General features: G+C 58.7%; 27 protein-coding genes. 17 read left to right on the forward strand and 10 right to left on the reverse strand.

Annotated elements, in window-relative coordinates:
• The 3 genes from VMA09_15695 to VMA09_15705 all read right to left on the reverse strand — a co-directional run.
• On the reverse strand, positions 1 to 738 hold a 738-nt coding region (locus VMA09_15695), incomplete at its 3' end, for a TrbG/VirB9 family P-type conjugative transfer protein (GenBank protein HUA35052.1).
• Positions 739 to 764: 26 nt separating this feature from the next.
• Complete coding sequence (locus VMA09_15700; protein ID HUA35053.1) at positions 765 to 1,433, reverse strand: VirB8/TrbF family protein; 669 nt, start codon at positions 1,431 to 1,433, stop codon at positions 765 to 767.
• 368 nt (positions 1,434 to 1,801) lie between these two features.
• A complete protein-coding gene (locus VMA09_15705) occupies positions 1,802 to 2,743 on the reverse strand; it encodes a LysR family transcriptional regulator (protein ID HUA35054.1) in 942 nt (313 codons plus the stop codon).
• A 53-nt stretch (positions 2,744 to 2,796) separates the two neighbouring features.
• Here VMA09_15705 and VMA09_15710 point away from each other — a divergent pair, with 53 nt between their 5' ends.
• From VMA09_15710 to VMA09_15725, 4 genes are all read left to right on the forward strand, one after another.
• Positions 2,797 to 2,982 (forward strand): hypothetical protein, encoded by a 186-nt coding sequence (locus tag VMA09_15710; GenBank protein ID HUA35055.1) that lies wholly within the window; start codon positions 2,797 to 2,799, stop codon positions 2,980 to 2,982.
• Between the two features lie 32 nt (positions 2,983 to 3,014).
• Positions 3,015 to 3,749, forward strand: a complete 735-nt coding sequence (locus tag VMA09_15715; GenBank protein ID HUA35056.1) for an SDR family oxidoreductase — start codon at positions 3,015 to 3,017, stop codon at positions 3,747 to 3,749.
• 41 nt (positions 3,750 to 3,790) lie between these two features.
• Positions 3,791 to 4,390, forward strand: coding sequence for an NADPH-dependent F420 reductase (locus VMA09_15720; GenBank protein HUA35057.1), 600 nt, complete (start codon positions 3,791 to 3,793; stop codon positions 4,388 to 4,390).
• 95 nt (positions 4,391 to 4,485) lie between these two features.
• Positions 4,486 to 4,917: a nuclear transport factor 2 family protein gene (locus VMA09_15725; protein HUA35058.1), complete on the forward strand. Its 432-nt coding sequence runs from the start codon at positions 4,486 to 4,488 to the stop codon at positions 4,915 to 4,917.
• 260 nt (positions 4,918 to 5,177) lie between these two features.
• On the opposite strand, the gene VMA09_15730 is transcribed toward VMA09_15725, so the two are convergent.
• Positions 5,178 to 5,783: a nitroreductase family protein gene (locus VMA09_15730; GenBank protein HUA35059.1), complete on the reverse strand. Its 606-nt coding sequence runs from the start codon at positions 5,781 to 5,783 to the stop codon at positions 5,178 to 5,180.
• A 341-nt stretch (positions 5,784 to 6,124) separates the two neighbouring features.
• Positions 6,125 to 6,910 carry a CmcJ/NvfI family oxidoreductase gene (locus VMA09_15735; protein HUA35060.1) on the reverse strand — a complete coding sequence of 262 codons (786 nt, stop codon included), beginning with the start codon at positions 6,908 to 6,910 and terminating at the stop codon, positions 6,125 to 6,127.
• 336 nt (positions 6,911 to 7,246) lie between these two features.
• On the opposite strand from VMA09_15735, the gene VMA09_15740 reads away from it, so the two are divergent.
• Complete coding sequence (locus tag VMA09_15740) at positions 7,247 to 7,369, forward strand: hypothetical protein (GenBank protein ID HUA35061.1); 123 nt, start codon at positions 7,247 to 7,249, stop codon at positions 7,367 to 7,369.
• Positions 7,370 to 7,856: 487 nt separating this feature from the next.
• A complete protein-coding gene (locus tag VMA09_15745; protein HUA35062.1) occupies positions 7,857 to 8,744 on the forward strand; it encodes a D-alanyl-D-alanine carboxypeptidase family protein in 888 nt (295 codons plus the stop codon).
• 52 nt (positions 8,745 to 8,796) lie between these two features.
• On the opposite strand, the gene mtgA is transcribed toward VMA09_15745, so the two are convergent.
• Entirely contained in the window at positions 8,797 to 9,525 is a 729-nt protein-coding gene (mtgA, locus tag VMA09_15750) for a monofunctional biosynthetic peptidoglycan transglycosylase (protein HUA35063.1), read from the reverse strand.
• Between the two features lie 234 nt (positions 9,526 to 9,759).
• Between mtgA and VMA09_15755 the strand changes: the two genes are divergently transcribed.
• Together VMA09_15755 and VMA09_15760 are read left to right on the forward strand one after the other, a co-directional pair.
• Positions 9,760 to 10,335, forward strand: coding sequence for a hypothetical protein (locus VMA09_15755; protein ID HUA35064.1), 576 nt, complete (start codon positions 9,760 to 9,762; stop codon positions 10,333 to 10,335).
• 37 nt (positions 10,336 to 10,372) lie between these two features.
• Positions 10,373 to 12,985 (forward strand): STT3 domain-containing protein, encoded by a 2,613-nt coding sequence (locus tag VMA09_15760; protein HUA35065.1) that lies wholly within the window; start codon positions 10,373 to 10,375, stop codon positions 12,983 to 12,985.
• On the opposite strand, the gene VMA09_15765 is transcribed toward VMA09_15760, so the two are convergent.
• Entirely contained in the window at positions 12,951 to 14,117 is a 1,167-nt protein-coding gene (locus VMA09_15765) for a phytanoyl-CoA dioxygenase family protein (protein HUA35066.1), read from the reverse strand. The genes VMA09_15760 and VMA09_15765 overlap by 35 nt on opposite strands.
• A 143-nt stretch (positions 14,118 to 14,260) precedes the next feature.
• On the opposite strand from VMA09_15765, the gene VMA09_15770 reads away from it, so the two are divergent.
• Both VMA09_15770 and VMA09_15775 read left to right on the forward strand, forming a co-directional pair.
• Complete coding sequence (locus VMA09_15770) at positions 14,261 to 14,932, forward strand: EthD family reductase (GenBank protein ID HUA35067.1); 672 nt, start codon at positions 14,261 to 14,263, stop codon at positions 14,930 to 14,932.
• Positions 14,933 to 14,950: 18 nt separating this feature from the next.
• Positions 14,951 to 15,382, forward strand: a complete 432-nt coding sequence (locus VMA09_15775) for a hypothetical protein (GenBank protein HUA35068.1) — start codon at positions 14,951 to 14,953, stop codon at positions 15,380 to 15,382.
• 7 nt (positions 15,383 to 15,389) lie between these two features.
• Here VMA09_15775 and VMA09_15780 read toward each other — a convergent pair whose 3' ends face one another.
• A complete protein-coding gene (locus VMA09_15780) occupies positions 15,390 to 15,833 on the reverse strand; it encodes a MarR family transcriptional regulator (protein ID HUA35069.1) in 444 nt (147 codons plus the stop codon).
• 391 nt (positions 15,834 to 16,224) lie between these two features.
• Here VMA09_15780 and VMA09_15785 point away from each other — a divergent pair, with 391 nt between their 5' ends.
• Genes VMA09_15785 through VMA09_15795 form a run of 3 tightly spaced genes read left to right on the forward strand, consistent with a single transcriptional unit; the run spans position 16,225 to position 18,505 of the window.
• Positions 16,225 to 17,742, forward strand: coding sequence for a hypothetical protein (locus VMA09_15785; GenBank protein ID HUA35070.1), 1,518 nt, complete (start codon positions 16,225 to 16,227; stop codon positions 17,740 to 17,742).
• Positions 17,743 to 17,761: 19 nt separating this feature from the next.
• Positions 17,762 to 18,040: a hypothetical protein gene (locus tag VMA09_15790; protein HUA35071.1), complete on the forward strand. Its 279-nt coding sequence runs from the start codon at positions 17,762 to 17,764 to the stop codon at positions 18,038 to 18,040.
• Positions 18,041 to 18,070: 30 nt separating this feature from the next.
• Complete coding sequence (locus tag VMA09_15795) at positions 18,071 to 18,505, forward strand: plastocyanin/azurin family copper-binding protein (protein HUA35072.1); 435 nt, start codon at positions 18,071 to 18,073, stop codon at positions 18,503 to 18,505.
• Positions 18,506 to 18,585: 80 nt separating this feature from the next.
• On the opposite strand, the gene VMA09_15800 is transcribed toward VMA09_15795, so the two are convergent.
• Positions 18,586 to 20,262, reverse strand: a complete 1,677-nt coding sequence (locus tag VMA09_15800; protein ID HUA35073.1) for a methyl-accepting chemotaxis protein — start codon at positions 20,260 to 20,262, stop codon at positions 18,586 to 18,588.
• Between the two features lie 319 nt (positions 20,263 to 20,581).
• On the opposite strand from VMA09_15800, the gene VMA09_15805 reads away from it, so the two are divergent.
• The 4 genes from VMA09_15805 to VMA09_15820 all read left to right on the forward strand — a co-directional run bounded on the left by VMA09_15805 (position 20,582) and on the right by VMA09_15820 (position 24,917).
• Complete coding sequence (locus VMA09_15805) at positions 20,582 to 21,316, forward strand: class I SAM-dependent methyltransferase (protein HUA35074.1); 735 nt, start codon at positions 20,582 to 20,584, stop codon at positions 21,314 to 21,316.
• Between the two features lie 99 nt (positions 21,317 to 21,415).
• Positions 21,416 to 22,417: an LLM class flavin-dependent oxidoreductase gene (locus VMA09_15810; protein ID HUA35075.1), complete on the forward strand. Its 1,002-nt coding sequence runs from the start codon at positions 21,416 to 21,418 to the stop codon at positions 22,415 to 22,417.
• A gap of 159 nt (positions 22,418 to 22,576) precedes the next feature.
• The gene (locus VMA09_15815; GenBank protein ID HUA35076.1) at positions 22,577 to 22,903 is read left to right on the forward strand and encodes an NIPSNAP family protein; all 327 of its coding nucleotides are present in this window, start codon (positions 22,577 to 22,579) and stop codon (positions 22,901 to 22,903) included.
• A gap of 184 nt (positions 22,904 to 23,087) precedes the next feature.
• A complete protein-coding gene (locus VMA09_15820; protein ID HUA35077.1) occupies positions 23,088 to 24,917 on the forward strand; it encodes an NAD(P)/FAD-dependent oxidoreductase in 1,830 nt (609 codons plus the stop codon).
• Between the two features lie 175 nt (positions 24,918 to 25,092).
• On the opposite strand, the gene VMA09_15825 is transcribed toward VMA09_15820, so the two are convergent.
• Positions 25,093 to 25,935, reverse strand: a complete 843-nt coding sequence (locus VMA09_15825; protein ID HUA35078.1) for an acyl-ACP desaturase — start codon at positions 25,933 to 25,935, stop codon at positions 25,093 to 25,095.
• Between the last annotated feature and the right edge of the window lie 4 nt (positions 25,936 to 25,939).

Consider the following 25,939-nt stretch of genomic DNA (forward strand, 5'->3'; position numbering starts at 1 on the left):
GATCGGTTTCCAAGCCACTTGCGGACCGGAGACGTCGTAATCGAAATTGAGGTGACGCGGATCGACTGCAGCGATCGGTCTGATCTCGCTCGGACTCGTCGGCGGATCAGCAGCGGTAACTTTCGTGCTTTGGGCGGCAGCCTGGTCAGCTTGATGCATCGCGTTCAGAAGATCGTCGGGGTAGTAGAACTCAACCTCCTGCATGGCGTGGCCCCCACGCGATCGGAGCTGTAGGTGATATATGTGCTTAGTCGTGTAGATGGTCAGGTTCGTCACAATCGCTGGCGCCTGAGGCTTCACCGCGAGATGTGGCGTGGGGTTTGTCGGATCGCCCGACGATGCCGGCGTTGCCATCCATCGCTCCGTGTCGCCCATCGCCACGTCGGTGATTGTTTCACCGGCTTGTAATTGCAGGTCGGTCGTTCGCAATGGCTCGCAATCGACTATGGGATCGGGTCCCTGGTTGAAGGGATAGAGCACGTACCGCGGAGTCTTGTAGGTTGCCCACTCGCCGTTCTGATCGTGCTCTTTGAACGCCGCCTGAATCTCTGTCGGCTGCTGCGCGAGTAATTCCGCCGCTGTGATAGGCTTCGGCGTCGCCTCCGCCTCTGGTGCGGCTTCAGGCTCGATGGGCGCTACGTTCGAGGCTTGAGATTGATTCTGGTGGCTTTGCTGTGCCGAACACCCTCCGACCGTCAGCGCCAAAGCCAAAATGCCCGCGGTGCCAATACGCTTCATCGAACTGACCTCCGTCCGTCGGATTCCTAGCTCTGCTGTTCGGCCCAGCTGATCTGCGTCACGTAAAATCCCAGCGGATTGCTTACGATCGCGTCGTCGGAGCCGGGGGGCGAAATTTGCGTTTGAAGCGCCGCTTCCCAATGCGTTGCTGCGTCAACCGTTGCGCCCGTGCGGTCGCGGGCCTGCTCCGTCCATCTCACTTGGAAACTGTGTGCGGACAACTCGAGGATGGAATCGATCTGGACGGAGATTGTTTGCTGTTCAGCCTTCTTGAAGGGATTGTGCGCGAAGTTGTCGGAGTGGAAGTACTCGTCGAGGTATTTGTCGGCCGAACCTTTCGCATGCGCAAGCATGTCGTTGAGCATGTGCTGCTCGGCGCTAGGGTCGCTGCTTACCGAGCGCGAATTCCGAATGAAGCTCGCAACCTCGTAGCGCTCCATGCGATCAACGAGCGCCGGATCAGAGCTCGGAATCAGAGGCTTGGGAACCGTGAGCCCGTACCCGAGCTTGTCGACCTCGACCACGTACGGGATGAACCGGCTGCGAGTGCTCTGCCAAACAACTCCAGCGGCGAGAATCAGGCTCAGCAGAAGCAGTGCTCCGGCGGCGATCTGCCAGTTGCGCTTGCCGAGGACGAGATCGGCGTAGCGTTCGTCCCATTCGCGATGCGCTTCGACGTAGGGATTCGAGTTCATAGAACTCTCTCCTGCGGTTTGTCAGAAAAGCGAGCCGGGTGGGCACAGGGTGGGGAAAACTTCCCGGACTGAACAAGATCTGGCGAGACTCGATGAGACACTTCTCGACCAGTCTGGATACGGCAAATCGCACTGCCGCAAGGGTTTTCTGTCTCAAAGAGTCTTGCTAAGGTCCTGGTGTTCGCGGGCCGGAAGTAGATTGCTAATCTGGCGTCCTGGGTAACCGGGACCGAGGGTTCGAATCCCTCCCTCTCCGCCAAATCGCTGCACTCTTTGGCTTCACTTTGCGACCGCGCATTGGGCTCGCGAACACCGATCTAGATCTGGAGTTGCGACAGATCGGTCTAACTACGCATGAGGCGCTTGGCCTAGCGGTGAAGAGGCCTTGATCTTCGCCCGCCTGGGCGACGTTTGTCGGATTCGCTGCGGGCGCCTTCGCGTAAAATTTCCGCCAGACGTTTAACGCCGGGCCCTGCGTCCTCGGGGTTGGCAAGCACGAGGTAGATTTCAGCAAACATGTCGCCGCCTCCTTGCACCGGCAACACCTTCAGCTCGCCGGCGGCAACCTCCTCGCGGATCTTCTCTTCGGGATATCGGGCGAAACCGAAGCCCATTCGCACCGCCTGGAGCGAGGTCGCCATGTGCCCGACGGTCCAGCGTTGCTCCGCCTCGAGCAAGGCGCCGCGTTTGTCGCGCTTGATGCTGGTGTCGCGCACTACGAGTTGGCGATGCTTGCGGAGATCGTTCATCGTGGCGCGCCGTCCGAGTTTGAACAGCGGATGGTTCGGACTCGCGACCGGGACAAAGGCGAGCCGCATCAGGGACTCTCCGGTGAATCCCGGCGGCACGCGAGGCGTGAGCGCAAGGTCAGCCCTGCGCTCCAGCAACGCCTCAGGCGCTCCGCCGATCATGGTCTCGATCACCTCGATACGAGTATGCGGAGACTCGCTTCCGAAGCGGTCGAGACATTTGAGCAATAGCCATGTCGGAAAAACTATCTCGACGGCGATGGTGATCTCCGCCTCCCATCCGGCGGAATTACGATGCGCGGCTCCTTCCAGGCTCGCGGCCTCATCGAGCAGAACCCGCGCGCGTAAGTAGAGCATCTGGCCCGCGGGCGTGAGCATCGCCTTGCGTCCCTTGAGTTGAAACAACTTCACGCCCAGTAACTTCTCGATCTGCTGCACCGCGTACGTCACCGACGATTGGCTCTTATGTATCGACTCGGCCGCGCAGGCATAGCCGCCTTCGTCGACGACAGCCACGAGTGCCCGCCATTGTTCAAGAGAGATGGAAGGGTTTGGCGTCATTATCGGATGCCTCGATGGATATGGGCTTATTTTTGAACTTTTCTATCCGCTGAATGAATATTACATTTTGGTTGATGGAAACACTACTAAAGATCAGCGCCAGCATTTTCGGCGAAAACGGCGCATCGAGCAGGCTGACGCAGCTGACCGTCAAGAGCCTGCACTTTGTTCGGGAAACCAGCCCGTCGGAGGTCGGCGCAGCACTTGCCGATTTCGTGCGGGGCTTCCGCGGACGCTGATTCAATCGACCAATTGTTAGGAGATCAGTCACATGGAAAAACTGAAGAATAAGGTCGCTGTGATTACCGGCGCGACTTCCGGCATGGCCCTCGCCACGGCAAAGCTCTTCGTCGAAGAAGGGGCCTACGTCTTCATCACGGGCCGGAGGCAGGAGGCGCTCGACGAGGCCGTCAAGCTGATTGGCCGGAATGTCACCGGCGTACGCGGCGACGCGGCAAATCTCGACGACCTCGACCGTCTGTTCGATACGGTCAAGCGAGAAAAGGGCAAGATCGACGTCCTGTTCGCGAGCGCCGGCACGGGCGAAGCCGCCAACCTGGGCGAGATTACCGAGCAGCACTTCGATGCCGCGTTCGGCCTGAATGCGCGCGGCACGCTGTTTACGGTTCAGAAGGCGTTGCCGCTGTTCAACGATGGTGCCTCGATCATCATGACCGGATCGGTTGCTTCGGTGAAGGGTTTTCCAGGTTTCGGCGTGTATGCGGCGAGCAAGGCAGCGTTGCGCTCCTTCGCACGCACGTGGCTCAACGAACTGAAGGACAGGAAGATCCGGGTAAACGTACTGGGCCCGGGGCCGATCGCCACACCGATGCAGGAAGAAGTTCTCACCCAGGAGGCGAAGGAGATGTTCGAGTCCCTAATCCCGCGGGGAAAGATGGGTCAACCTGAGGAAATCGCGACGGTCGCGCTGTTTCTTGCTTCAGACGATTCGAGCTTCGTGAACGGGGTGGAGTTGTCCGTCGACGGCGGCTTGTCGGCCATCTGAAAGGCGGGGGAATCAATATCAACACGGATCGGAGAAGCACTATGAGCTATGCGATTGTAGGATTCGGCAAAATAGGCCAGGCCCTCGCCCACGCCTTCGCCCGTAAAAACATCGATGTAACCGTCGCGAGCCGCCGGCCGCCCGAAGTGTTGGCGCCGCAGGCTCGGGCGATTGGCCCCACGGTGGTCGCCAAGTCGCTGCGTGATGCACTCGAGGCCGACACAGTCATCTTGGCGGTCCCGTTCGGCGAACATCGCGAGGTTGCGCAGGCCCTCCCGAGCTGGACAGGCAAGACGGTCATCGATGCGATGAACGCGTTAATTCCACCCGAGGAGCTGGACGGTCTCCCGTCCTCCGCCTTCGTTGCGAAGTCGTTCTCCGGCGCTAAGTTCGTCAAAGGTTTTAATCACCTGCCCGCGGCTACCCTGGCTGCCGATCCGATCGTCGAGGGCGGCCACCGAGTTGTCTTTCTGTCAAGCGACGATGAAGACGCGATCGGTCCCGTGGCGAATTTGGCTAAACAACTCGGGTTCGCACCCGTCAAGCTGGGAAAGCTCAACGAGGGTGGCGCTCTGGTGCACGCACGCGGCCGCACCTGGGGTCAGCTCATCTTCCAGGATTTGTTCAAGAAGGAGCAGTAATCGATCGTCGCCCGTGTGATCTGGCCGAGGAGGATGGGTCCGAAACGTCCGATTAGATCGGACACACTCGAAGTAAGGGAAAAGGAGAGATTTCGATGAGCATCGAAAAGAATGTCCAGATTGTGAAGAATTTTCTTGCGGCACTCGGCCGCCGTGATAAGCAAAGTTTGCTGGCGTTGTCCGCCGAAAATATTGAGTGGATCATTCCGGGCGAGGACTGGCCGCTGGCCGGCACGCACCGCGGGCACGCGGGATTGGAGAACTTACTTCAGAAGGCTAACGAAACGGTGGAAACTTCCTTCCCAGAGCCCCCCGAGTTCATAGCGCAAGGAGACCGGGTTCTGGTCGTCGGCTCCGCTATGGGGAGAATCAAAGCCACGAATGGGACGTTCGAGGACCATTGGGTCTTCGCCATTACCGTTCGAAATGGCAAAGTGACGATCATCCGCGAGTATATCGACACACTAGCACTGGCGCGGGCCTCCGAGATGGCCGCGAGAGACCGGTGCCACACACGAAACGACTAGTAAAGTCGAATACGTTGAACAGCGGCAACGCCTTCTGAACCGTAAACAGCGCCGGGCACGGGCATCGCGCTTCGCGATGCCCGGAGAACCCATTTCCGCTCCAAATGGCCTCCAGCAGGTCACAGGCACCCGCCTGATCTGCGATCAGGTGTCGCACACTGACTACTCGCGTATGTCGAGAGCAAACGCTCAGGTCATTCAGATCGAACGTGCTCCTAATCGTAAGATGCAGTTGCGGGCAGCGGCGATGCTGACTGCGGTCAATCGCTCCACTTATCCCAATGAATTACCTTAGAGATCGGCCTGCGCTTAACCTTGACGAAATCGTTTTGCGGCCAGCCGATAGGGATCATAGCGCCGAATTTTATCTCCTTGGGAATTCCCAGCAGCTCGCGTAGCTCGCTTTCCATAAACATTTGGAAGGTCGTGAAGGTTGTGCCCAAACCTAGCGAGCGAGCGGCCACGATCAGATTCTGCGCTGCCGGATAGAGCGCGGACCAGACAAACTGCTCGATCGGCGCGTTGGGCGGATACGCTACGGGACCGCAGACGAAGATGATGGCCGGGACCTCATTCAGCGTCTCCGCCAGATGCATGGCGCCCGCTATCATTCGACTAGTTACGGGCGCCGCCCCGGTCGTTGGTACCCCCACCCCCCTCGCCTTGAATCGCGGCGCGAGTAGATCGCGGATTTTCTGCTTTGCTTCAGGGTTGCGCACAACGATGAAGTCCCATTCCTGGCTATTGCCCGGACTCGAGGCGCGAGTGGCGGCGTAGATCACACGCTCGATCAATTCTTGCGGCACTGGATCGGGCTTCAGGTAACGTGCCGCACTGCAGGTTTCCATTGCTTCAATAACATCCATGGTCGTCTCCTAATTCACTTCAGCAGAGGCTCGACAATAGCTGGCCGGCAATTTGCGCCATTCTTCCAGGATCGCGCGATCTGGCTCAAACCGGACAATAGAAAAGCATCAACCACAGGAACTCGTCGGATGCCAGCATCACTTATCGATCCCATTGCGCCCAGGCGACCCTTCGACGAAAACTTGGACGACAGTCGAGAACTGCTCGCCCAGGTCACGTGACGTTCTTGCTCCGCTTATGCCCGGGCAAACGGCCGAGTTCGACTGCATCTGGATTTGCCTTGCTCAATTTAGCGGCCAGGCCCAAGCCGAACTCCACCCGGGCGAGTTAGCCCGGAACCTCAAGTCGATACCGCGTTGGCGGCGACATGCGGAAAGAAAACCAGTGCGCGGACTTCAATGCTCTGACGCGCCGGTGCCGGAGCCGCGGTCGCGGGCAGGTCGAACGCGCTATGTGCAGTAATCCGGGCCGAGCTATTCTTGTTCGAGTCGAAGCACTTGAAGAGCAACACCTCGTTCGTGGTCATCGCAGAAAAATAGTACCACCGGTGGTTGGGGTTGAAATCGAATCTATAGACTTGATGCTTAACCCCTTCTTCGGTGGGTATGAGGTCTGCGGCCACGATACTCTCCGCATCACAAACGGCCAGCGGTGTATCGAGCACAGGACCCCTGATCGGCCGCCATACATTGATCACGGCATAGCGCTCTTTAAGCAACGCTTCGGCTTCCTCCGGCAGATACAATCGCACGCGTTCCGGAGCAGACTTCTCCGTGTAGTCGTCGTGGACAAATTTGACGGGCTGGCGTGCACCTGTCGCGGCGCGCTCGGCCTTCGACGCGGATCTCACGTCATGCTCGAATGCAACCGCTCTTGCAGCCCCGGTGCCCTCTTTGAGAAGTTGTTCGACCTCCGGGTAGTAGACCGCGCGTACTTCCCTCTCGTCGAAAAAATTTCTCACCGCCGTTTTGTGGCGACGTAAGATAAATCCCTGCTGCTCCAGGGACAGCTGATCGATGACGGCACGGGCGTCGTGAATCGATACCAACTTGCGACCCGCGCCGGAATCCGCAGCATAATTGAGTTGAGCCTCGACATGATCGAGCTTCCTGGCAATGATCTCCATGATTTGCAGTATAGCTCGGATTTACTTTTAGGGCTTTCCAAATCCGACTCGCACTTTAACATCGATTGGCTTTGGTCGGGTTAGTTCGAACCTCGAAATTCACCAGTATTCCATTTTCGGTGAGCGCGATTTTTTTCCGCATCGAGCGGTCGTTGATTTTACCACGGCTGTGAGATGAGGCACCGCCGTGTCGCCGCTTTCTGCACTCCTTGAAACCAGGCTATTGCGAGGCACCGAGCATGGGTCTCGATTGTGTACGTCGATGACCGCAGGACATTATACATTGGCGATTCGAATTTAATGACTGCTGATTCAAGCTTGTCTACTCCTGCACTAATGAGACTTTGCGTAGACAAACCAAATGCGCCGGAGCGCGAATGTTGGTACATCAACATGGGCTCCGTGAGCGCTGCGGACTTCACCCAGGTGGCGATGGTGCAGAACTCCGCCGGCCGCTGACCGGCGGCCGTTCGGCGTCCTCGAGCAAACGAACGCGCGTCGTAGTTGACGGGCGGCCGGTCTGATTTTGTTTGTCCTATGGTTTCGCAAGTTTGGTGCTGGCCAGGCTCGTCCGGGCAGTGGACCAGAACCTGCTTGACTTCGAACCTCGCGAGGTGCGAGCCGGCGCGCTGCTCGAACGCATCACACAGGGCAGAACTGATTTTTGTTCGCATCAGCCCACTCCTTCTCCATGAAGGAAGAGTGCGGGCTCCAATCTGTAGTTTGTTCGGTCAGACAGAACGGATGCTTCTTACAATCTGCAAAGTTTGCCTACACTCTTGCGATGCTTCTATGGAAGGCCTAATTCGATGACGTGTGCATCATGAGGTTTCGCATTCCATTATACGTACGCCGCACGTGGACTCGCGCCACCGCCGCCCTGACAAGCGCTCTGATGCTGGTTGCGGCGGGGTGTGCTTCGACTACTGCGCCGTCAGCACCACCAGTGGCGCCGGCGGCTCAAGCGTCGCCCGCTGCCGGTACGACCGCGCACGTCTTTGGCAACGTGCCGGTCCGATTCAGGTATGACGCCAAGGAAGCGTATCTGGTCAACAATCACACGGGAACTGTCCTGTACGAACTCAATTCAAACGACCGTATTCAACCAGGCAGTCTGGCCAAGTTGATGACTTTCTACATCGCGCTCAATGCCCTCCGTGCCAAACAGGTCTCATTGGACTCGAAAGCAATTATCGGCCCGGACGTGGGAATTGTCGCAAAGAACCAGACTCTGTCGCGCATGTATCTCAAAGTGGGGCAAACAGTTTCGCTCGAGGATCTGCTTTACGGAATGATGGTGCATTCGGGATGCGACGCGGCGCTTGCGATCGCAGATGTTCTGTCCGGCGACAGCCGCACCTTCGTCGCAAAGATGAATAGTGAGGCGGCTCGATTGGGGATGACCAATACCAATTTCACAGAGCCCAACGGAATCCCCGAACCCGGCGAATATACCACCGCTCATGATATGGCGGTCCTCGCCCAGGCGGTAATCCGCGAGCATCCCGAAGCGACGAAATACACTTCGCAACACTACTTCAAATTCAATGGGGTTCGGCAGCAGAATACGAATGGATTGCTTTTCCTCGACACTCGTGTAGCCGGCCTCAAGACGGGACATGTCCAGGCCGCCGGATTCCACGTGGTTGCATTCGCGAGTACCGCGAACGACGAGTTCATCTGCGCTGTGATGGGAGCGCCGAGCGATTTTCGCCGCACCAATGACGGCGAGCTTTTACTGGATTGGGCATTCAGCAATTTCGGAACTGCATCGCATCAACGTGACGCCGCTTTATCCACAGATGCGAGCACCACCCCAGGCAGAGCCGAATGACGGCTGAGCCAAGCACTATCTCTTTGCGATCAAGCGCTTGCTGAGAATTCAGTCACGGATTTCCGCACTCGAATTCAGAATCGCCTTCGAAAACCGGAAGCGTTGCCAGTTGAGCCCCTCGCAATACATGCGGAGCCAACGTCGCGGGTGTTCGATGAAGAGGATCGGGCAGGACCGCGATTAGCCTGGTCGCTTCGATCACGCTTAATTGTGACGCGTCCTTGCCAAAGTAATGCCGCGCCGCGGCTTGCACACCGAATATAGCAGGACCGAATTCCGCGATGTTGAGATAGACCTCGAGCACGCGCTGCCTGGGCCACAGTATCGCGATCTGCGGGGTGATCCAGAGTTCGATGAGTTTGCGCAGGTAGCTACGGCCCGGCCACAGAAATAGATTGCGCGCGGTCTGCATCGTAATCGTGCTGGCACCGTGTGGACGTTTTCCCTCGAACCAGACACCCACTGCCTGATCGAGTGCGTCGAAATCGATGCCCGAAGTCTCCTCGCAAAATCGATTGTCTTCCGCATAAATCGCCGCTCTTCGAAGCGGCTGCGCAATAGCGCGAAGGCTCACCCACTGCCGTTCGATGCGGTAGCCGTCATGCGCCCTGATGATCATCAAGGGCGTAATCGGCGGAGGAACGAAACGAAGAACAGCGAGCGGAAGAAGCGGCGCCAGCGACACCGCGCAGGCGATTAAAAGAACCTTTTTAGCGCGCGGGCCTGCGCGCAACCTCGAAATGGATGCGATGCGAGTGCGATTCGCGAGCGCAGCACTCATCGGAGTCCCGGTGCTGGCGGTGTGGCGCGATCGAGCATCTTCCAAGTTCTACAGAATGGAGGATGTTTCGCCAAGAGGACGGGCATTTTGCCTCGAACTATTCCTTTCTCCGTTGAGACTAACTTTCTCAACCTTAGACTGATATTTGCTCAAAAGTTCGTTAATGCCGAATTAATTCATTTTGTTGGATAATATTACAAATTGATGTTACTGTCCGGCGTGGAGGATGGACCAATGAAAATCTCCCGTCTTGGCTTGGCCCTTGGCTTGGGGCTTTCCGCCGCTTCGCTCTGCGTGCCCACGGCACATGCGCAGTCACTGGGTCTCGGTGGGATCCTGGGTGGACTCGGCAATACCACGTACCTCTGCCGCTTCAGTACCAGCGATGCGGTTCCGCCCCGGCAGATGGAAGGCAATCTCAGCCATGTGAAATCACCGGGCTACGAGCGCGAACCATTGTATGAGCTGGTGCGTTTTTCGGCGGACTCGCGCGGCAGTGTCACGACCGGTGACGCCGAAATCCAATATCTCGAAGGCTGCAGACTGCCGATCACTGGAGGTTCTTTGCCGGCTGGCACGGCCACGGAGACGACCCTGACTCTGGTGCTGAATATCGGCGGGATAAACAGCGAGCAGGGAGATATGGCCTGCATGGCCCTGCTCGGCGGACAATCTTCGCTGACGGAGACTTTCGATATCCAGCGGGCTACGGGTGGAATTCAGCTCATTGCTGTCGGAGAAGAAAACTTCAATCCGAAGCCCGGCAACGTAGCTTTGGTCCCGGTGCAGGGCGAGTGCACCAGGCAGTAGTTTTCGAGCAAATGTATTCGTGACGCGCGAACGGTGATTGCGGAGCAATCGCCGTTCGCGCTCGTTTCTCGATATCAACAAAAAACCGCAAATAGCCGCTCGCGCTTTCAGCCTGCTCCTGCTGATATGCGCGATCTTGCTCGTCGGATGGATCAGGCTCCTTCCTCTGCAACTCGGCTCGATCGACGACTACGCTCGGGAGCTCGACCAGAAATCTGAACGCTTCAAGGTCTCGCCAGGCGCTCAGCAGCAAATAGCCGCGGGTATCAAGGCTCAGCTTGAATATGTCGGCGACGATCGCCGCACTCACGTGCTACTGGGCGACGCGGACAGTTACTACTGGCTCAGGTTAGCTAGAAATCTGGAGAATCGCGCAACGGTCTGCGACTCGATCGTCAATCGCCGATGCTGGGATGCCTTCGGCGAGGCTCCCTCCGGCAGAGCAAATCGATATCGATATTCGCTGCATGTCTACTCGATCGCGGGCCTTCACTGGCTGATGAATCGTTTTACACCCGGGTATCCGCTGCCGGCGAGCGCGTTTCTTGTTCCAGTTATCGTTGGAATGCTTGGCACTATTCCGGCTTTTCTCCTGGGTGCACGCCTCGGGGGAAACCTCGGCGGTCTGGCCTCCGCCCTCATCATCGGTTTGAATCCCTTGTTCCTGCAACGCAGCATCGGTAGCGACAACGATGTGTGGAACGTGGTCCTGCCCCTCTTCATCCTCTGGCTGGTTGTCAAAGCTCTCGAGGCCGATCGCTCGTGGCACCGCATTGCATGGTCGGTCGCTGGAGGACTGACGATCGGAATATTCGCGGGCACATGGAGAGGATGGATCTTCACGTACTACGTAATTGCCGGCGGACTCACGATCGCACTTCTCGTCGATGTTCTCAGGAGCCAGCATCGAAATGAACCTTCTCTGAGGCCGCGCGACCGAAGGATAGTGAGTATCGTGCTCGCCCTGTTCTGCCTTTCGGGTGGAATCGCCGCGGCAACTGTCACCGGTGAGGTATCGTCGGTTATCTCCGATCCGTTGCAGAGTCTGCCGGATGGCGGATTCGGAATTACCAGAAGCGCCTCTGATCGCAAGTCACTATTGCCGGACGCCCTCAGCGGCAATGACGAGACCAACGTCGAAGAGCTGAGATCCACGAACCTTCAAAGTATCGCGAAAGCTTTTGGTGGGATGACCTTATTCGCGATCGGTGTCGCCGGGCTCTTAAGTTTAGCGTGGCGAACGATATGGCGCGCGCCCTGGCCGCGCGATGCGGCCCGCGGCGAAGCGGCCAGCGACGTATTATCTTGCACGCTCGCCATCTGGTTCATCGCTGGCTACGGTATCAGCCTGGCGGGAGTGCGGTTTATTCTGCTTTTGTTGCCGGCATCAGGGTTGGGCGTAGCAGCGAGTATAGGTGCAATCCAGGGCGCGATATCTGAGCGCTGCGGAAAGTTATCTGACGCGTTGAATTTAATTGTAAGGTCGGTATCGACAGCAGGGATGCTTACGCTACTCACATTCCCCGTTTACGACGGATATGCCGGGGCGCGCGCCTATATCCCGGCAATAACCAGTGAATGGTGGACAAGCCTGTCGAAGCTGAAGGCCGAGTCGCCGCCCCAGGCAATAATTGTCAGCTGGTGGGATTATGGATATTGGACTGAGTATATCGCGGAGCGCCGTACCGTCGATGACGGCGGCTCAGTTCGCACTCATGCGCCATACTGGACGGCAAAATCTCTGCTCGCTCCGAGCGACGCTCAGTCGATCGGCCTGCTGCGAATGCTGGAATGCGGCGGTGGCGGCGACACAGACTCAGCATTCGGCAAATTGCGCGCCTATGGAATGAATGACATTGGCGCGAGCGATACTCTGCTGGCGCTCGCCGTTCTCGATCGCGCTGCCGCTCGGGAATACCTGGAAAAAGTGGGCCTCGCGCCTCCCGCGATAGATGATGTCCTGGCGTTAACTCATTGTGTGCCACCTCCTTCGTACCTGGTTCTTTCGTCCTCGATGATCGACATGCCCGCGTGGCGGCGCATGGGTAACTGGGACCTGCACCGCTCCAAGCCTGACGCGGCATCGGGAGACGGCTATTTCTCTGAACGGTGGCTGCCATGCTTCGACGTCGGCAATGGGACCGCGGAGTGCCCGATGGAGAATCTTCGGGACGTTCCTCTCGGACAGGGCGCAAGCCTTCACACCATCGTGATTCGATCCGGTCCGCATCCAAGCGCGATGCTGCGACTGCTTTCGAGTCGCGACCGCCGAGGCACGATCACTACTTACGAAACGCCACCTGGTGCGACGATTGTCGCGAGCGGTAACGCATTGACGGAGTATCACAATTTCAAGGCTGACTATCCTGATGTCGCCGTGCTTTACGACGCGGACCGAAAGCGCGCGCTTGCCGGGCCCTCGAATCTGGTTCGCTCAACGTTTACGAGACTGATGTTCCTCGGACCCGGTTATTCCCCATCATTCGGGAAAGTCGACGACCAGTGGGGTTATGGCGGCGAGCGCGTGATCGTGTGGGATATTCATTTTCATTCGAGCATGAGACTCCCGTGCCCATCGCAAACGTCAGGCGCCGAGCGCAACGCTGCTGGCAACCCTAAATTCCAAGGTCAAGCAGGTTATAATCCTTGAGGCGGCCTTTCAATTGCGGTGTCCATCGGTGTTCATCTTCGTGACCGGCGAAGGGCTGATATTGGTATGGCCTCTCATTGGGAAATCGCTGATGGCGCGCGTCGATCGCATACATGATCAATCGCGAGCGTTCGCGAATTCGCTGATCGTCATAAACCGCGACAGGATTATGCACTCCGCCACTGACTACTCCGAGCACTGATTTCCGGCGGTGGAAGCCGAAGTTGATTGTGACGCGCGGTTCCTCGCAGGTGTTCGCGAATGAGCCATGCAGGGCCTGCCGATTGCAGATAGCAACGTCGCCAGGGCCGCAAATCATCGGGACCGCTTCGGGTAGTCGATCCGATCCGGCCGCCGCGACCATCGCCTTGATATCGACCTTGCCGTGGCGATGCGAGCCGGGCACAACCCACAGCCCGTTAACCGCGTTGCACCCATAGAGCTGCGCCATGAAGTTGAAACCGTGCGTGCCCTCGTCCAGAGTCGCGCTGTCCCAGTGCGTCCATCCGTCCTGATGCCAGGCAACTGAGCCGCCGAGGCCGGGCTGCTTGATCCATACCGCCTCGTTGAAAGGCGTAAAGTCCTCGCCGTTGACGGCGGCCGCGACCGCGAGCAACTGCGGATGTCCATAGAGTCTCAGGCACGCCTCGGAAAATTGCAGCGAGCCCAGCACGAGTTGCATCACGTACTCGGGCGCTTCGCGGGGCGGCGTCGGCTCGGTCATCTTCACGGGATGGCGTCCGTTGGCGAACGAGGTACCGCCCAGCGGATCGGAAAGCGGTTTCACCCAACTGATATTTGGCGCCTTGCAATCCGCGCTCAGCGCCGGCCGGCCCTGGCGATCGAGCGGCGCGCCCTTCGTGGCGGGCGCGCGCTCCAGCATGTCCACGACATCGCGTTCGATATCGGCAAGCTCGTCGGCGCCAAGCAACCCTTCGAAGATGTAGAAGCCGCAGCGCGAGTATGCCGCGGCGATCTCGCCATCGAGCTTGCCATCGCAATCGAAGCGTAGCGTTCCGCGATTGCCGAGCCGCATCGCGCGTTGCTCGCCGTCGCGGCGATACCGCTCCATCGCGGCCTGGTCGGCTCCGTAATCGACAATCGGGACTTCGGCGAGAGGCAGCTTTGCCATGCTCATTTCTCCAAGGGCGCTACGCCTCGTACTAGGCTCGTGCATTCAGACCCTTCCGGTCAAGCACGCTGATCGAACTGTTTGATGAATCAAGCCAGCCTTCGTATGAATGAAATGAGAGCGCGGAACTCCGGAGGGATGCGATGATACACGTTCACTACTTCATCACGCGCAAGCAAGCGGTGGGCGATGTTGAATTCCATCGCTACTGGCGCGAGACGCACGGCCCGATTGTCACGCGCATCAAGCAGCTCCGGATGTACGTGCAAAGCCATCGAATCGTCTATGCCGGATCGAACTCGTCATACGACGGCGAAGCAGAAGTGATGGTCGATTCGCTCGCGGCCCTGGCCGAGCTGCGGGCGAATCCTGACTACCTCAATGGCGCCCTGGCCGACGAGCGCAACTTCATCGATCTGAAGCGCGTCGAATGGATGGCGACGCAGGACCATGCGATCGTGGACGGCCCGACCGGCGGCTCGCTCGTGAAAGGGGTTTATCAACTCAAGAAGCTTGACGGGATGTCGCTGGACGAATTCCGCCAATACTGGATTGAGGTTCACGGCACACTGGGCAGCAAGCTGCCCGGCCTGCGACGCTACGTTCAGTCGCATCTGGTTGACGATGCGTATCTCTACGCGCGGCCGCACTTCGACGGTGTGGCGCAGTTATGGTTCGACAGCGCCGATGCGATGCGCGCGGCGTTCGATTCGCCGGCCGGCAAGGCGCTCGCGGCCGACGGTCCAAAATTCACCGACATGTCTGCGCTGCGAGTTTTCGTCGCGCAGGAGCATGTCGTAATTCCGCCGAAATAGACACGAGGATATCCGCCAATGCCTGACGCCGGCGCGATCGCAATCGAGCTCGAGGCTTTCTATCGTCGCTACATCGACGCCTTCAACCGGCAGGAGACGGACGCATTCGTCGAATACTTCGCGCATCCCTACGCAGTCATTTCAGGCGAGCGCGGCCTGATCTCGATCGCCAACGACGAAGCGCATCGCAACAGCTTCGAGCGCTCGATGGTCGCGCTGCGCGGCCGTGGATGGGCCAGGTCGGGAATCGACAGCATCAAAGCGTGGTCGCTCGCGGACAATCTCGGGATGATCGTTTCCGACGTGACGCGCTACAAGGCTGACGACTCGGTGCTCGAGAAGGTGCGCGCCTGCTACTTCGTTTGCCGCATCGGCGCTTCGTGGAAGATTGCGACAATCACGGCAATCACCCCGCCCCATCGCGGCCCGGGCGACGTCGCGTATCCCTGACCGGCGCTCAGCGTGAGCGCACACCGCCGTCGAGGTGCCCACCATTGCGCGACGATCGCGCGATCAGGCGCGCCTTATCCTTGCGCCATCGCGCGAGGATCTGCGGCAATTCCGCCTGCACAAACTCGAAGAACGCGAGCGTCTCGGCGATTCGTTGGCCCGCCGCGCTCTCCGGTCCGACAGCGTCGAGGCCCTCACGCAAGCTCCGCTCGCATCGGTCGAGCACCGCGTCCTTGTGGGCCATCGCCTCGTACCAGACCTCGCTATGGACGCGATAATGCTCACGCCGCGAACCCGGCTCTGCCTCGCGGCTAAGCAGGTTCACCTGCACCAGATAGCGGACTGCGCCAGAAATCGCGGCGGGACTCACGCGAAGACGAGCGGCGAGTTCCGCTGCTGTCAGGCGTCCGGAGTCGGTTGCGAGCAGCGCGGTAAAGATCCGCGCGGGCATCCGTGGAAAGCCGGACTCGGTAAGAACGGCGGCCAACCGTTCGGAGAATCGCGAGCGCTCAAGGTCGGAAACTGCACCACTCGCGCCCAAGCGCCGTTCGCCTTTCCCATTTTTCACAATCTTATGAAGCTAGTGTAGCGAGGAACGAGGATCAACCAGGCGCCATCGTCGGCTACTGTCCTATTTTGAATCGTGGGGTGGCCTAATTAGGCCAGTGCCCCATCGTCCCAATCTCGACCTTGAGATGACAACTACCTCATCGGGCCGGAATCACACCTGTAGCGTGTAAATTTGCCGGATCGAAAACCGGGAACCATTTACAATTCCTCCGTGTTCAACGAGTGCCGGCACTGATCTGCGGCATTCGATCTGAGCGAGGACATCAATGGTCATGCGGAAGAGCGGCGCATTTGCGCTGCTGGGGATAGCTCTTACCTTTTTTGCCCAGGCGCACGCCGTTCTCGCCGACGACGCGGCGGGCGGCGGTTCCGATCTTGCCGCGATCAAACATGAAATTGTCATCCTCAAGCAGAACGATCAGGCCCAGCGCAAGCGGCTCGACGACGAAGACAAACTAATCAAGTCGTTGGAACGCAAATTACAGGGTGTTGAAGGCAGCAATCACGATCTGAGTAATAAGGAACAAGCACTCGAAATAACCAATACTCATTTGCAGAGCGAGACCACCGCACAACTCCAGCAAATGGAACAGCATTTGAGCGACTCAATCTCACCAAATGAATTCGATTCCGCGATCAATCGCTATCTCGGCACGCATCAGTTCACGTTGGTCGGCGGAGCCGCGGGCGAGTTCATTTACGATCGCCAAAATGCTCAGAACACGTTCTCGCTGCTCTTTGAGCCAATATTTCTATATCGCCTGAATGATTGGATTCTTTTCGAAGGCTCCATCGAAGCCAGTCTGCCGCAAGGATCCGGCGCGGACTTCGAATTGCCAGTCGCCACAGCTCATTTCTTTCTCAATGACTATATGGAGATTAATGCCGGTATTTTCGACCAGCCGTTCGGCGATTTCTACGAGGATCAAAGTCCAGTCTGGGTCAATCGTTTCATTACTGCGCCGTTAATGTACGGCGTCAATCCGATTATCCCTCCCACCGATGTAGGAATGCAGGTCCGCGGCGGCCTGCAGTGGGGGAAACTCGGCCAGGATTTCGACTACACTACCTGGGCCGCAAACGGACCGAGCTTTGACTCCTCGCTCCCGGAGCCCGTCGCAGGACAGGCGCTCAATGGACAAAACAATATCGGCGTGAACACCAACGGCCGTGCGATGGGTGCGCGGTTCCGAGTCTATCCTTTCCCCCTCGACTCACCCCTCGGCAGGCTCGAACTGGGAGCCTCGACCTACGATGGCAAATGGCAGGATTCGCTGTGGTTCAACTCGTGGGGAGTCGATTTCGCCTACCTCAATGGAAACCTCCAGGCGCGCGGCGAATTTGCAGAAACGTATCGGCAGATGCCAGCCGGCACGCCCTCGGCCGACAATCGCCAGGGATGGTACGTGCAGGCGGGCTACTTCCTGCAGGGGATACCCTCGGTGCACATGGGCGACAAAGTCGATGACCTGATCCATCGCCTCGAACCACTCGTCAGGTACTCCGGGGTTAATCAGCGCGCGGTCGTCGCCGACGAGGTTCCGACCACTCCCTCGTTCGGTTTCAGCGGTTCGGCGGCGGTTTTCTCTCCTCACGCGCGCGAAGTCGCGCTGGGACTCGATTACTGGATAGCGCCGTCGATCGTCTGGCAGACCGAGGCCGATTTCGAATTGCCGCAAAGCGGCGGATACAGCCTGACCTTCAACGGTGCGCAGACGCCCACCTCTACCGCGGTCAATCATCCGCAGAACGATTTCGCGCTGATTACCCAGTTCGCAATTGGCTTTTGAAATACAGAAGAAGACGATGATGAGAACACTCCAGATAACCGCGATTCTGGCTTTAATGACGCTGGCCGTGGCCCCCACCTCGCGCGCCGGACAGGAAGTCAGCGCGGAGCAACGAAAGCTCGCAATGGAAGGGGCGCAGTTGTGGCCGATCTATTGCGCGCAGTGCCATAACGCGCGGCCCGGTTCCGAATTTTCGCCCAACCAATGGAACGCGATCACGATGCATATGCGCACGCAGTCGAATATGCCCGCGAAAAACATCCGGGCAATCACCGAGTTCCTCAAGACGGTTCGTTAATTCTTCGGCAATGTACTTTGGAGGTTAGCAATGATCCGCAGGCAGACAACAATATCGAATACAGTCAAGCGGGTCGCGGCAGCGACGGCTGCTATCGCTGTGATCGTCGGGGCCGGCACGGTCCGCGCCGGACAAAAACCGTCCGTTATTATTAAAATGGTGGATATGCCGGCCAGTTTCGAGCCACCGGACGTCACGATCAAGGTCGGCGACACGGTCGAGTGGAAAAACGCCGGTAACTCAGTACATCACGCGACCAGCGATCCTTCCGAAGCTATGAAACCTGGCGATGCGAGCACGCCGAGCGGAGCCAAGGCGTTCGACTCCGGTTTCCTGCATCCGGGCGATACCTACTCACATACTTTCACCGAGCCGGGGATCTACAACTATGTATGCGCGCCCCACGAGACCTCGGGCATGAAGGGCAAGATCGTGGTAGTTCCCAAGGACCAGGCCGCGCGCTGACAGTGAATGGAAATGAAAAAGGCTGAACTACTCAGTCCAGCCTTTTCATCTTGTTCATTCGCGCGAGACCGCGCGTATCTTTATGCGGCAGCTTCTCCAACCGTCCGGGATCGCCGGTTCGTGCGGGCTTTTGAATGCGACGAGCCGTCGTCGATCTTGAAGTGCTCAACCACGCCGCTGAGCGCCGTCGCGAGGCGCAACAGTTCATCCGCCGCCTGCTGCGCGCCGCTCGCCGAAGCTTGAGTATCGCTGGCAGTCTGCGCAACGCCGGTGATGTTGCTGGAGATCTCGACGCTGCCCTTGGAAGTCTCCGCGATGTTGCGGGCGATCTCGTTGGTCGCAGCCGTCTGCTCTTCGACCGCACTGGCGATTGTATTTTGAATATCATTGATGCGCGCAATGACGGCGGTGATTTCGTCAATCGCGGCTACCGCACTGTTCGCATCGAGCTGGATCTTTTCGACCTTGGTGCTGATGTCTTCGGTCGCCTTTGCCGTCTCCTTGGCGAGTTCTTTCACTTCGTTGGCGACAACGGCGAACCCCTTGCCAGCCTCGCCCGCGCGGGCCGCTTCGATCGTCGCATTCAGCGCAAGCAGGTTCGTCTGCTCGGCGATCGCGGTAATTACCTTGATAACTTTGCCGATCTCGCCGCTCGACTCCCGCAGCATTGTCATGGTCGCGTTGGTACTTTGCGCGAGTTGCGCGGCAGAACTTGCTACTTCGGCAGCCTGCGACGCATTCTTGGCGATCTCCTTGATCGATGAGGTCATTTCCTCGGTCGCAGTAGCTACTGTCTGGACGTTCTGACTAACTTGCTCGGCGGCGGCGGAGACCGCATTGGCCTGCGACGTGGTGGAGTCGGAACTGGTCTTGAGTTGCTGACTCGTCGCCGAGAGCTCCGACGAAGCGCTCGACAAGACCTGCACCTCGGAGTTGATTTCCGACATGGTAGTCGTCAGCTCATCGGCCATGCGGTTGAGCGCATCGCCCATCTGCGCGACTTCATCCTTGCCGTCGATCTCGAGCCTGGGCGTCAGGTCTCCACCGGCGATCTGATGCAGCACCTTCATCGTCGCGATCAACGGATTTGCGATTCCAGTCGAAACGACCACGCTGAGAACGCCAACCAATCCGATCACCGCGAGCGCCACCACGATCAGCATGAATGATCGCGACGCCACCATTGACGCAGCCTGTTTTTCGAGAGATTGGACCTGGGCCTCGGCTAACTCACCAAGTTCCTTGCTGGCCGTTTCGTGTTCGGCGAAAGCTGCGACCAACTGCTTACGAACGTTTGCCGCGTCCGTTAACTTGCCGGCTTGAACAAGCGGAATGTACTGGGAATCGGCCAGATCGAGATAATTCTTGGCCGCCGAATAGGACTTGGCAATCAACTCTCCCTCGGGACCGGATGGCGAGTGCGTCGCCCAATAATCATGCCCAGCCTCGAACGAGGCCTTCGCTTTTTTGAATCTGGCGACGTCCGCGCTTAGATTATCCAGACTCTTGTCCTGCACATCGAGTGCGATCAGTACGACCGAAAGGCGCGCTTCGAGAAGTAATTCATCAGGAGGCGTATATTCGTCCAGTATTCTCTGCTGTAGCGCGACGTGCTCATATGCCGCTCCCCCGATCTTCACGTCGTTTACCGTGACGTAGCTAAGTCCCGCGAAGATGAAGAGACCAGCAAGGAATATCCCCGACAGCAGCAATAGTTTCTTCTTAACCGTTACGTCCTTTAGCCCGACTATTTTCACAGCTCTCTCCGTATTTGCTATTTGCGATGCCGACCCGTGCCCGCACGATTAGAAAGGCAAGCACGATGCCATTGCGTTGGCAGATGGCATCCAGGTGCTGAGATGCGCCTGTGCTGACGCACACAAGCTTTTGGTTTGCTTTGTGACGCGGGCGTGGGAGTCGATACGTTCGCGCCGGGTGTTTCGATTTCGTGACAACTCGCTCGAAAATGGCACACCTCGAGAGCGCGGCCTCACAGCCTGGTCGGCGAGCAGCGGGTGCTGGGTGCCTTCGTGTAGTTCATGTTAAGGTCACAACCGGTCATCAGGAGCGGGTGCGGTGTACACGAAATCGGCGAAGTTCTACGACGCGATCTACTCGTTCAAGAACTACGCGGCTGAGGCGGAGATTCTGCGCAAGGCAGTTAACCTCAACCTGCGGACGGGAGGGCGGCGGCTGCTCGACGTGGCATGCGGCACCGGCAGCCACCTTGCAATTCTGCGCGGCGATTTCGACGTCGAAGGACTCGACAACAGCGAGGATCAGATCGAGGTAGCGCGCGCCAAGCTCGCCGGGGTTCCGTTACATCGCGGCGACATGATCGACTTCGATCTCGGCCGCACTTTCGATGTGGTCACCTGCCTGTTCAGCTCGATTGGGTACATGAAGACGGTTGAGCGAATGACTCTCACGATCGCAAATCTCGCGCGCCACGTCCGCAGCGGCGGTCTGCTGATCGTTGAGCCGTGGCTTCAGCCCGGCAGCTTCAAACCGGGACACCTGGATGGGCGATTTGTCGATACGCCCGATCTCAAGATCGCGCGGATGATCATTCATCGCGTGAAGGACAACCTTTCGATTTTCGACGAGCAATACATGGTCGGAACTCGCGAAGGCATCGAGTTCATCAGCCAGCATCATGAGCTCGGACTCTTCACGCGCATTCAGTACCTCAACGCTTTCGCGGACGCGGGGATGCGCGCGACTTGGGACGAACAGGGACTGATCGGTCGAGGCCTCATCGTCGGCATCAAGGTCGGCAGCGAAGAAGATGGCCCGCGACGCGATCATTGAGAACGCGGCGCAATTCATCTGGAACAACGCGCGACTGCATGGCCGCGTTTGATCTTCCGGTCCGCCTCGACGACAATCCGAGCGCGGGCGGTGGTCTTTATGAAATTCGGCGTGCTGCAATTCTTCAGTTGGCCTGATCGGCGCTCGACGCTGGCGACCGTGTATGAACGCGCGCTCGAGCGGATCGAGATCATGGATCGCAGCGGCTACGACGCGGTCTGGATCACCGAGCATCACTTCAATGATTACAGCGTCTGCCCATCGATTCCCGTGATGGGTGCGTATGCGGCGGCGCGCACGAAGCGGCTGCATATCGCGACCGGAGTGACGCTGGCGGCGTTCTATCATCCGCTGCGGCTCGCCGAGGAAATCGCGCTGCTCGATATACTTTCAGGCGGACGCGTATATTGGGGCGCCGGACGCGGATTCGATCCCAAAGAGTTCAGGACCTTCGGCATGACGCCGGAGGAAAGCTATCCGCGCTTCCAGGAAGCGGTCGATATAGTGATGCGCGCGTGGCGCAACCAGCGCATCACGTACAAGGGAAAGTACTATTCGTTCGACAATATCGAGGTGCTGCCGAAGCCGCTGCAGCAGCCGCATCCTCCGATGTGGGTCGCGGCTTATTCGCCGCCTGCGATCGAGTGGGCCGCATCGCAAGGCTATTCGATAATGCTCGATCCGCATTCGCCGACGTCGGTTATCGGCGAAAAGATGCAGGCCTGGCGCAAGCTGCTCGTCGAGCATGGTCACAGCTCGGAGGGCCGGGTGCTTCCGACGGTGCGCCTGGTCGCCATCGCCGCGACCGATGCGAAGGCGGCAGAGATCGCGCGCGAGGGATCGAAGTGGCTGTTGCGCACCTACGTCAATCCGACCGGCGAGCGCGGCGACAGCGATGCGATGGCCAACCGCTACGTCGATTCGATGGTAATCCACGGCACGGCGGAGCGCGTCGCCGATCAGATCGCGCGGCTCAACGAAGAGATCGGCCTCGACTACATGATCACAGCTCCGCTCAGCCACGAAACCTTTCTGACTTTCACGGACAAGGTGCTGCCGAAGCTGGCGACCTCAGAGCCGGCAATTACAGTCGCTCAATGATGGGCACCAAGTAGTGGGCGCGCGCGACCGTGCCCGCCATTGATCGCGCGGAGTGCTGTGCGCGCCGCTCGAGGCTGAAGGTCGGTCGTTTCCATTCATCTAATCAATCTTGTCCAAACGGAATCGAAGAGCGAAAAAGAAACAGCGAGGAGATGCACAATGGTTTACGAGCTTCGCGTCTATCACTGCGTGCCGGGACGCCTGCCCGCGATCATCAAACGCTTTAATGACATCACGTGCCGACTGTTCGAGAAGCACGGAATCAAGCAGGTCGGCTTCTGGACGGTCGCGATCGGCGAGTCGAACGCAGACCTCGTTTACATGCTGCAGTGGGAATCGCTGGCCGATCGCGACAAGCGGTTCGCCGCCTTCGGCGCGGATCCCGAATGGATCGAGGCGCGCGCCAAAAGCGAGCTGGATGGGCCTATCGTGGCCTCCATCACCAACAGCATCCTGACGCCGACGTCGTTCTCGGCGCTGAAGTAGCGCGGCGCGCGATCTTAATGGTGAGCAGGGACGCTCGCGCGACTGCATTCATCGATCCTGCGCTAGCGGACGGTTTTGCTGTCCTTGAAAGTTTTCGTTAAGTCCAGTATCGAAAATTGTGCGGCGATCGCTGATCGGCGCCGACATTTCGCGGGCTCCCGCCTCGCCTTGGAGAGTTTGATCTATGAGTGATGCTCAGAACATTTCCTCTGCCGGTAACGGCAATTCGGGTATGGATTTCGATCCCGATAAGCTGCGCGAGAAGTATCGCGCCGAGCGCGACCGCCGCGTACGTCCCGACGGCAACGAGCAATATGTCGAGGTGAAGGGCGACTTCAGCCGTTACATCGACGATCCCTACGTCCAGCCCGGCTACACGCGCCTGCCGCTCAAGGACAGTGTTGAGGTTCTGGTTATCGGCGGCGGCTTCGGCGGACTGCTCGCCGCGGCGCGTCTGCGCGAGGCTGGAGTGAACGACATCCGCATCATCGAGAAGGGCGGCGACTTCGGCGGCACCTGGTACTGGAATCGCTATCCCGGCGCGCAGTGCGACATCGAGGCATACATCTACCTGCCGCTGCTCGAGGAGACGGGCTACCTGCCGAAAGAGAAATACTCCTTCGCGCCCGAGATCCTCGCTCACGCGCGGCGTATCGGCGAGAAGTTCGACCTCTACAAGAACGCGTGCTTCCAGACCACGATCAAAGACATCACCTGGAACGAGGAAGAGTGTCGCTGGATCGTGCGCACCGATCGCGGCGACGAGATGCGCGCGCGCTTCGTAGTCATGTCGAGTGGTCCGCTCAACCGGCCCAAGCTCCCCGGCATCGCGGGAATCGAGAGTTACAAAGGCCACACCTTCCACACGAGCCGTTGGGACTACAACTACACCGGCGGCGACACGACCGGGAATCTCAACAAGCTCGGCGACAAGAAGATCGCCGTGATCGGCACCGGCGCGACTGCGATCCAGTGCGTGCCGCATCTCGGCCGCCACGCGAAGCATCTCTACGTCTTCCAGCGAACGCCGTCGTCGGTCGATGAGCGCGGCAACCGCCCGACCGATCCTGAATGGGCGAAGTCGCTACAGCCCGGGTGGCAGCGCCGCCGCATGGATAACTTCAACATCCTGGTGACGGGCGGTTTCCAGGAAGAAGACCTCGTGAAGGATGGATGGACCGACATCATCCGCAACCTGGCCGCGATCCTGCCGCGTACCGGCCCCGCCAACACCTCGCCCGAAGAAATCGGCAAGATGATGGAGCTCGCGGATTTCAAGAAGATGAATTCGATCCGCGCGCGCGTCGATAGCATCGTCAAAGATAAGAAGACGGCCGATGCGCTGAAGCCCTGGTATCGGCAGTTCTGCAAGCGCCCGACCTTCAACGACGAATATCTGCCCACGTTCAATCGGCCCAACGTGACGCTGGTCGATACGCAGGGACGCGGCGTCGATCGCATCACTGAAAAGGGCCTCGTGTTCGACGGCGTCGAGTATGAAGTCGATTGCATCATCTTCGCCACGGGATTCGAGGTCGGCACGGCCTACACGCGGCGCGCGGGCTTCGAGATTTTCGGGCGCGGCGGCAAGTCGCTCACCGATCACTGGTCGGACGGGATGAGGACTCTGCACGGCTTCTACAGCTCCGGCTTCCCCAACGTCTTCCACATGGGCCTTACGCAGAACGCGCTCACGGCGAACTTCCCGCACATGCTCGAGGAGCAGGCGCGGCATATCGCGGATGTGATCCTGCACGCGAAGTCCAACGAAGCGCGATGCATCGAGCCGACGACCGAGGCCGAAGCAGAGTGGTGCGAGACCATCAAGCAGAAGGCCGTCAACAATCTCGGCTTCCTGCAGGAATGCACTCCTGGCTATTACAACAACGAAGGCAAGCCGGGCGCGACCAAGGGCTTCGTCAGTGAGCAATACGGCGGCGGCCCGGTCGAGTTTTACAACATGGTGCGCGAGTGGCGCGCCAACGGCGAGATGAAGGGCCTGATCTTTTCCTGATCTGAAAATCGATTCTGAAAACGAAAGAGCTGAGTCGCAAAAGCGGCCCAGCTCTTTTGCATTCAAGGAACAAACGACGCGCGAACTCTGGTTCCCCTTCCCGATGCGGGAAGGAGTTAGGGGGTAGGTCGTAGATTGATTCTTCAGGGTGAGAAAATCGATATTTGCTCGATACTCAATACTTCCTCGCCATGTCGAACCATCCGAATCCTGGCAGACGCGAGATCGTCGCGTCGATTTCTTCCCTGCGACGGCGCCCTTCCTCGGGGTCGGCGTAAAGATAATCTTCCAGCCGCCGCGTAGCAGGCTCGCCATGGATCGGCTGGCCGACCGGCGTCCAGAACGCCTTGATGATAGCCACCGTCAGGCGTTGCGCGGCGCGCGGACGAAGGCGTGCGCGCGCTTGATTGAAGTAAAACGAAAAATGCCGGCGCTCGTCCTTAACGATGCGCGTCAGGATCGTCGTCAGCAGCGGATGCTGTGCGCGTTCGGCCAGCGCGCGGTAGGAGTGGACGGCGACCAGCTCGTTAAGGGCGCCCCAGGTCATATGCACCGCAGGAAAATGACGCGTCATCCGCGACAGCAGGCGGGCTCCGACCTGCACGAAGCGGTCGGCGGCCGGGACGCGCCGCAGCGCCGTGAACCTCGCATCATTGACCTGTATCCCCTGCGTCGAAAGAAACTTCTTCAGCACTTCGCCATGAAGAAACTCTTCGTAGTTCCAGCATGACAAGAAGGCCGTAATCGAAGGGTCTTCGATCACCGTCGTCGAGAGCAGCTCGCGCAGGTAGATGATGGTGTGAACCTCGACATCCATCATGTAGCCGAGGCAGAAGAGCGCTTCGTCGTCGAGCCGCGGCCCCGGGTCGCTCCAGTCGAAGGTCTCGGGACGCGTGCTTCCGCTCTGCTTCAGATACTTCTGAAGATCAAACCTCGGCTCCTCATCGGCAACCGCGGAGATTTCCGCTCGACGGTCATCGGTCGCCATGACGAGGTTGCTGATCGAATCGTGTGCCACGCTG

Source organism: Candidatus Binataceae bacterium (assembly GCA_035508495.1).
Classification (GTDB): Bacteria; Desulfobacterota; Binatia; order Binatales; family Binataceae; genus JASHPB01.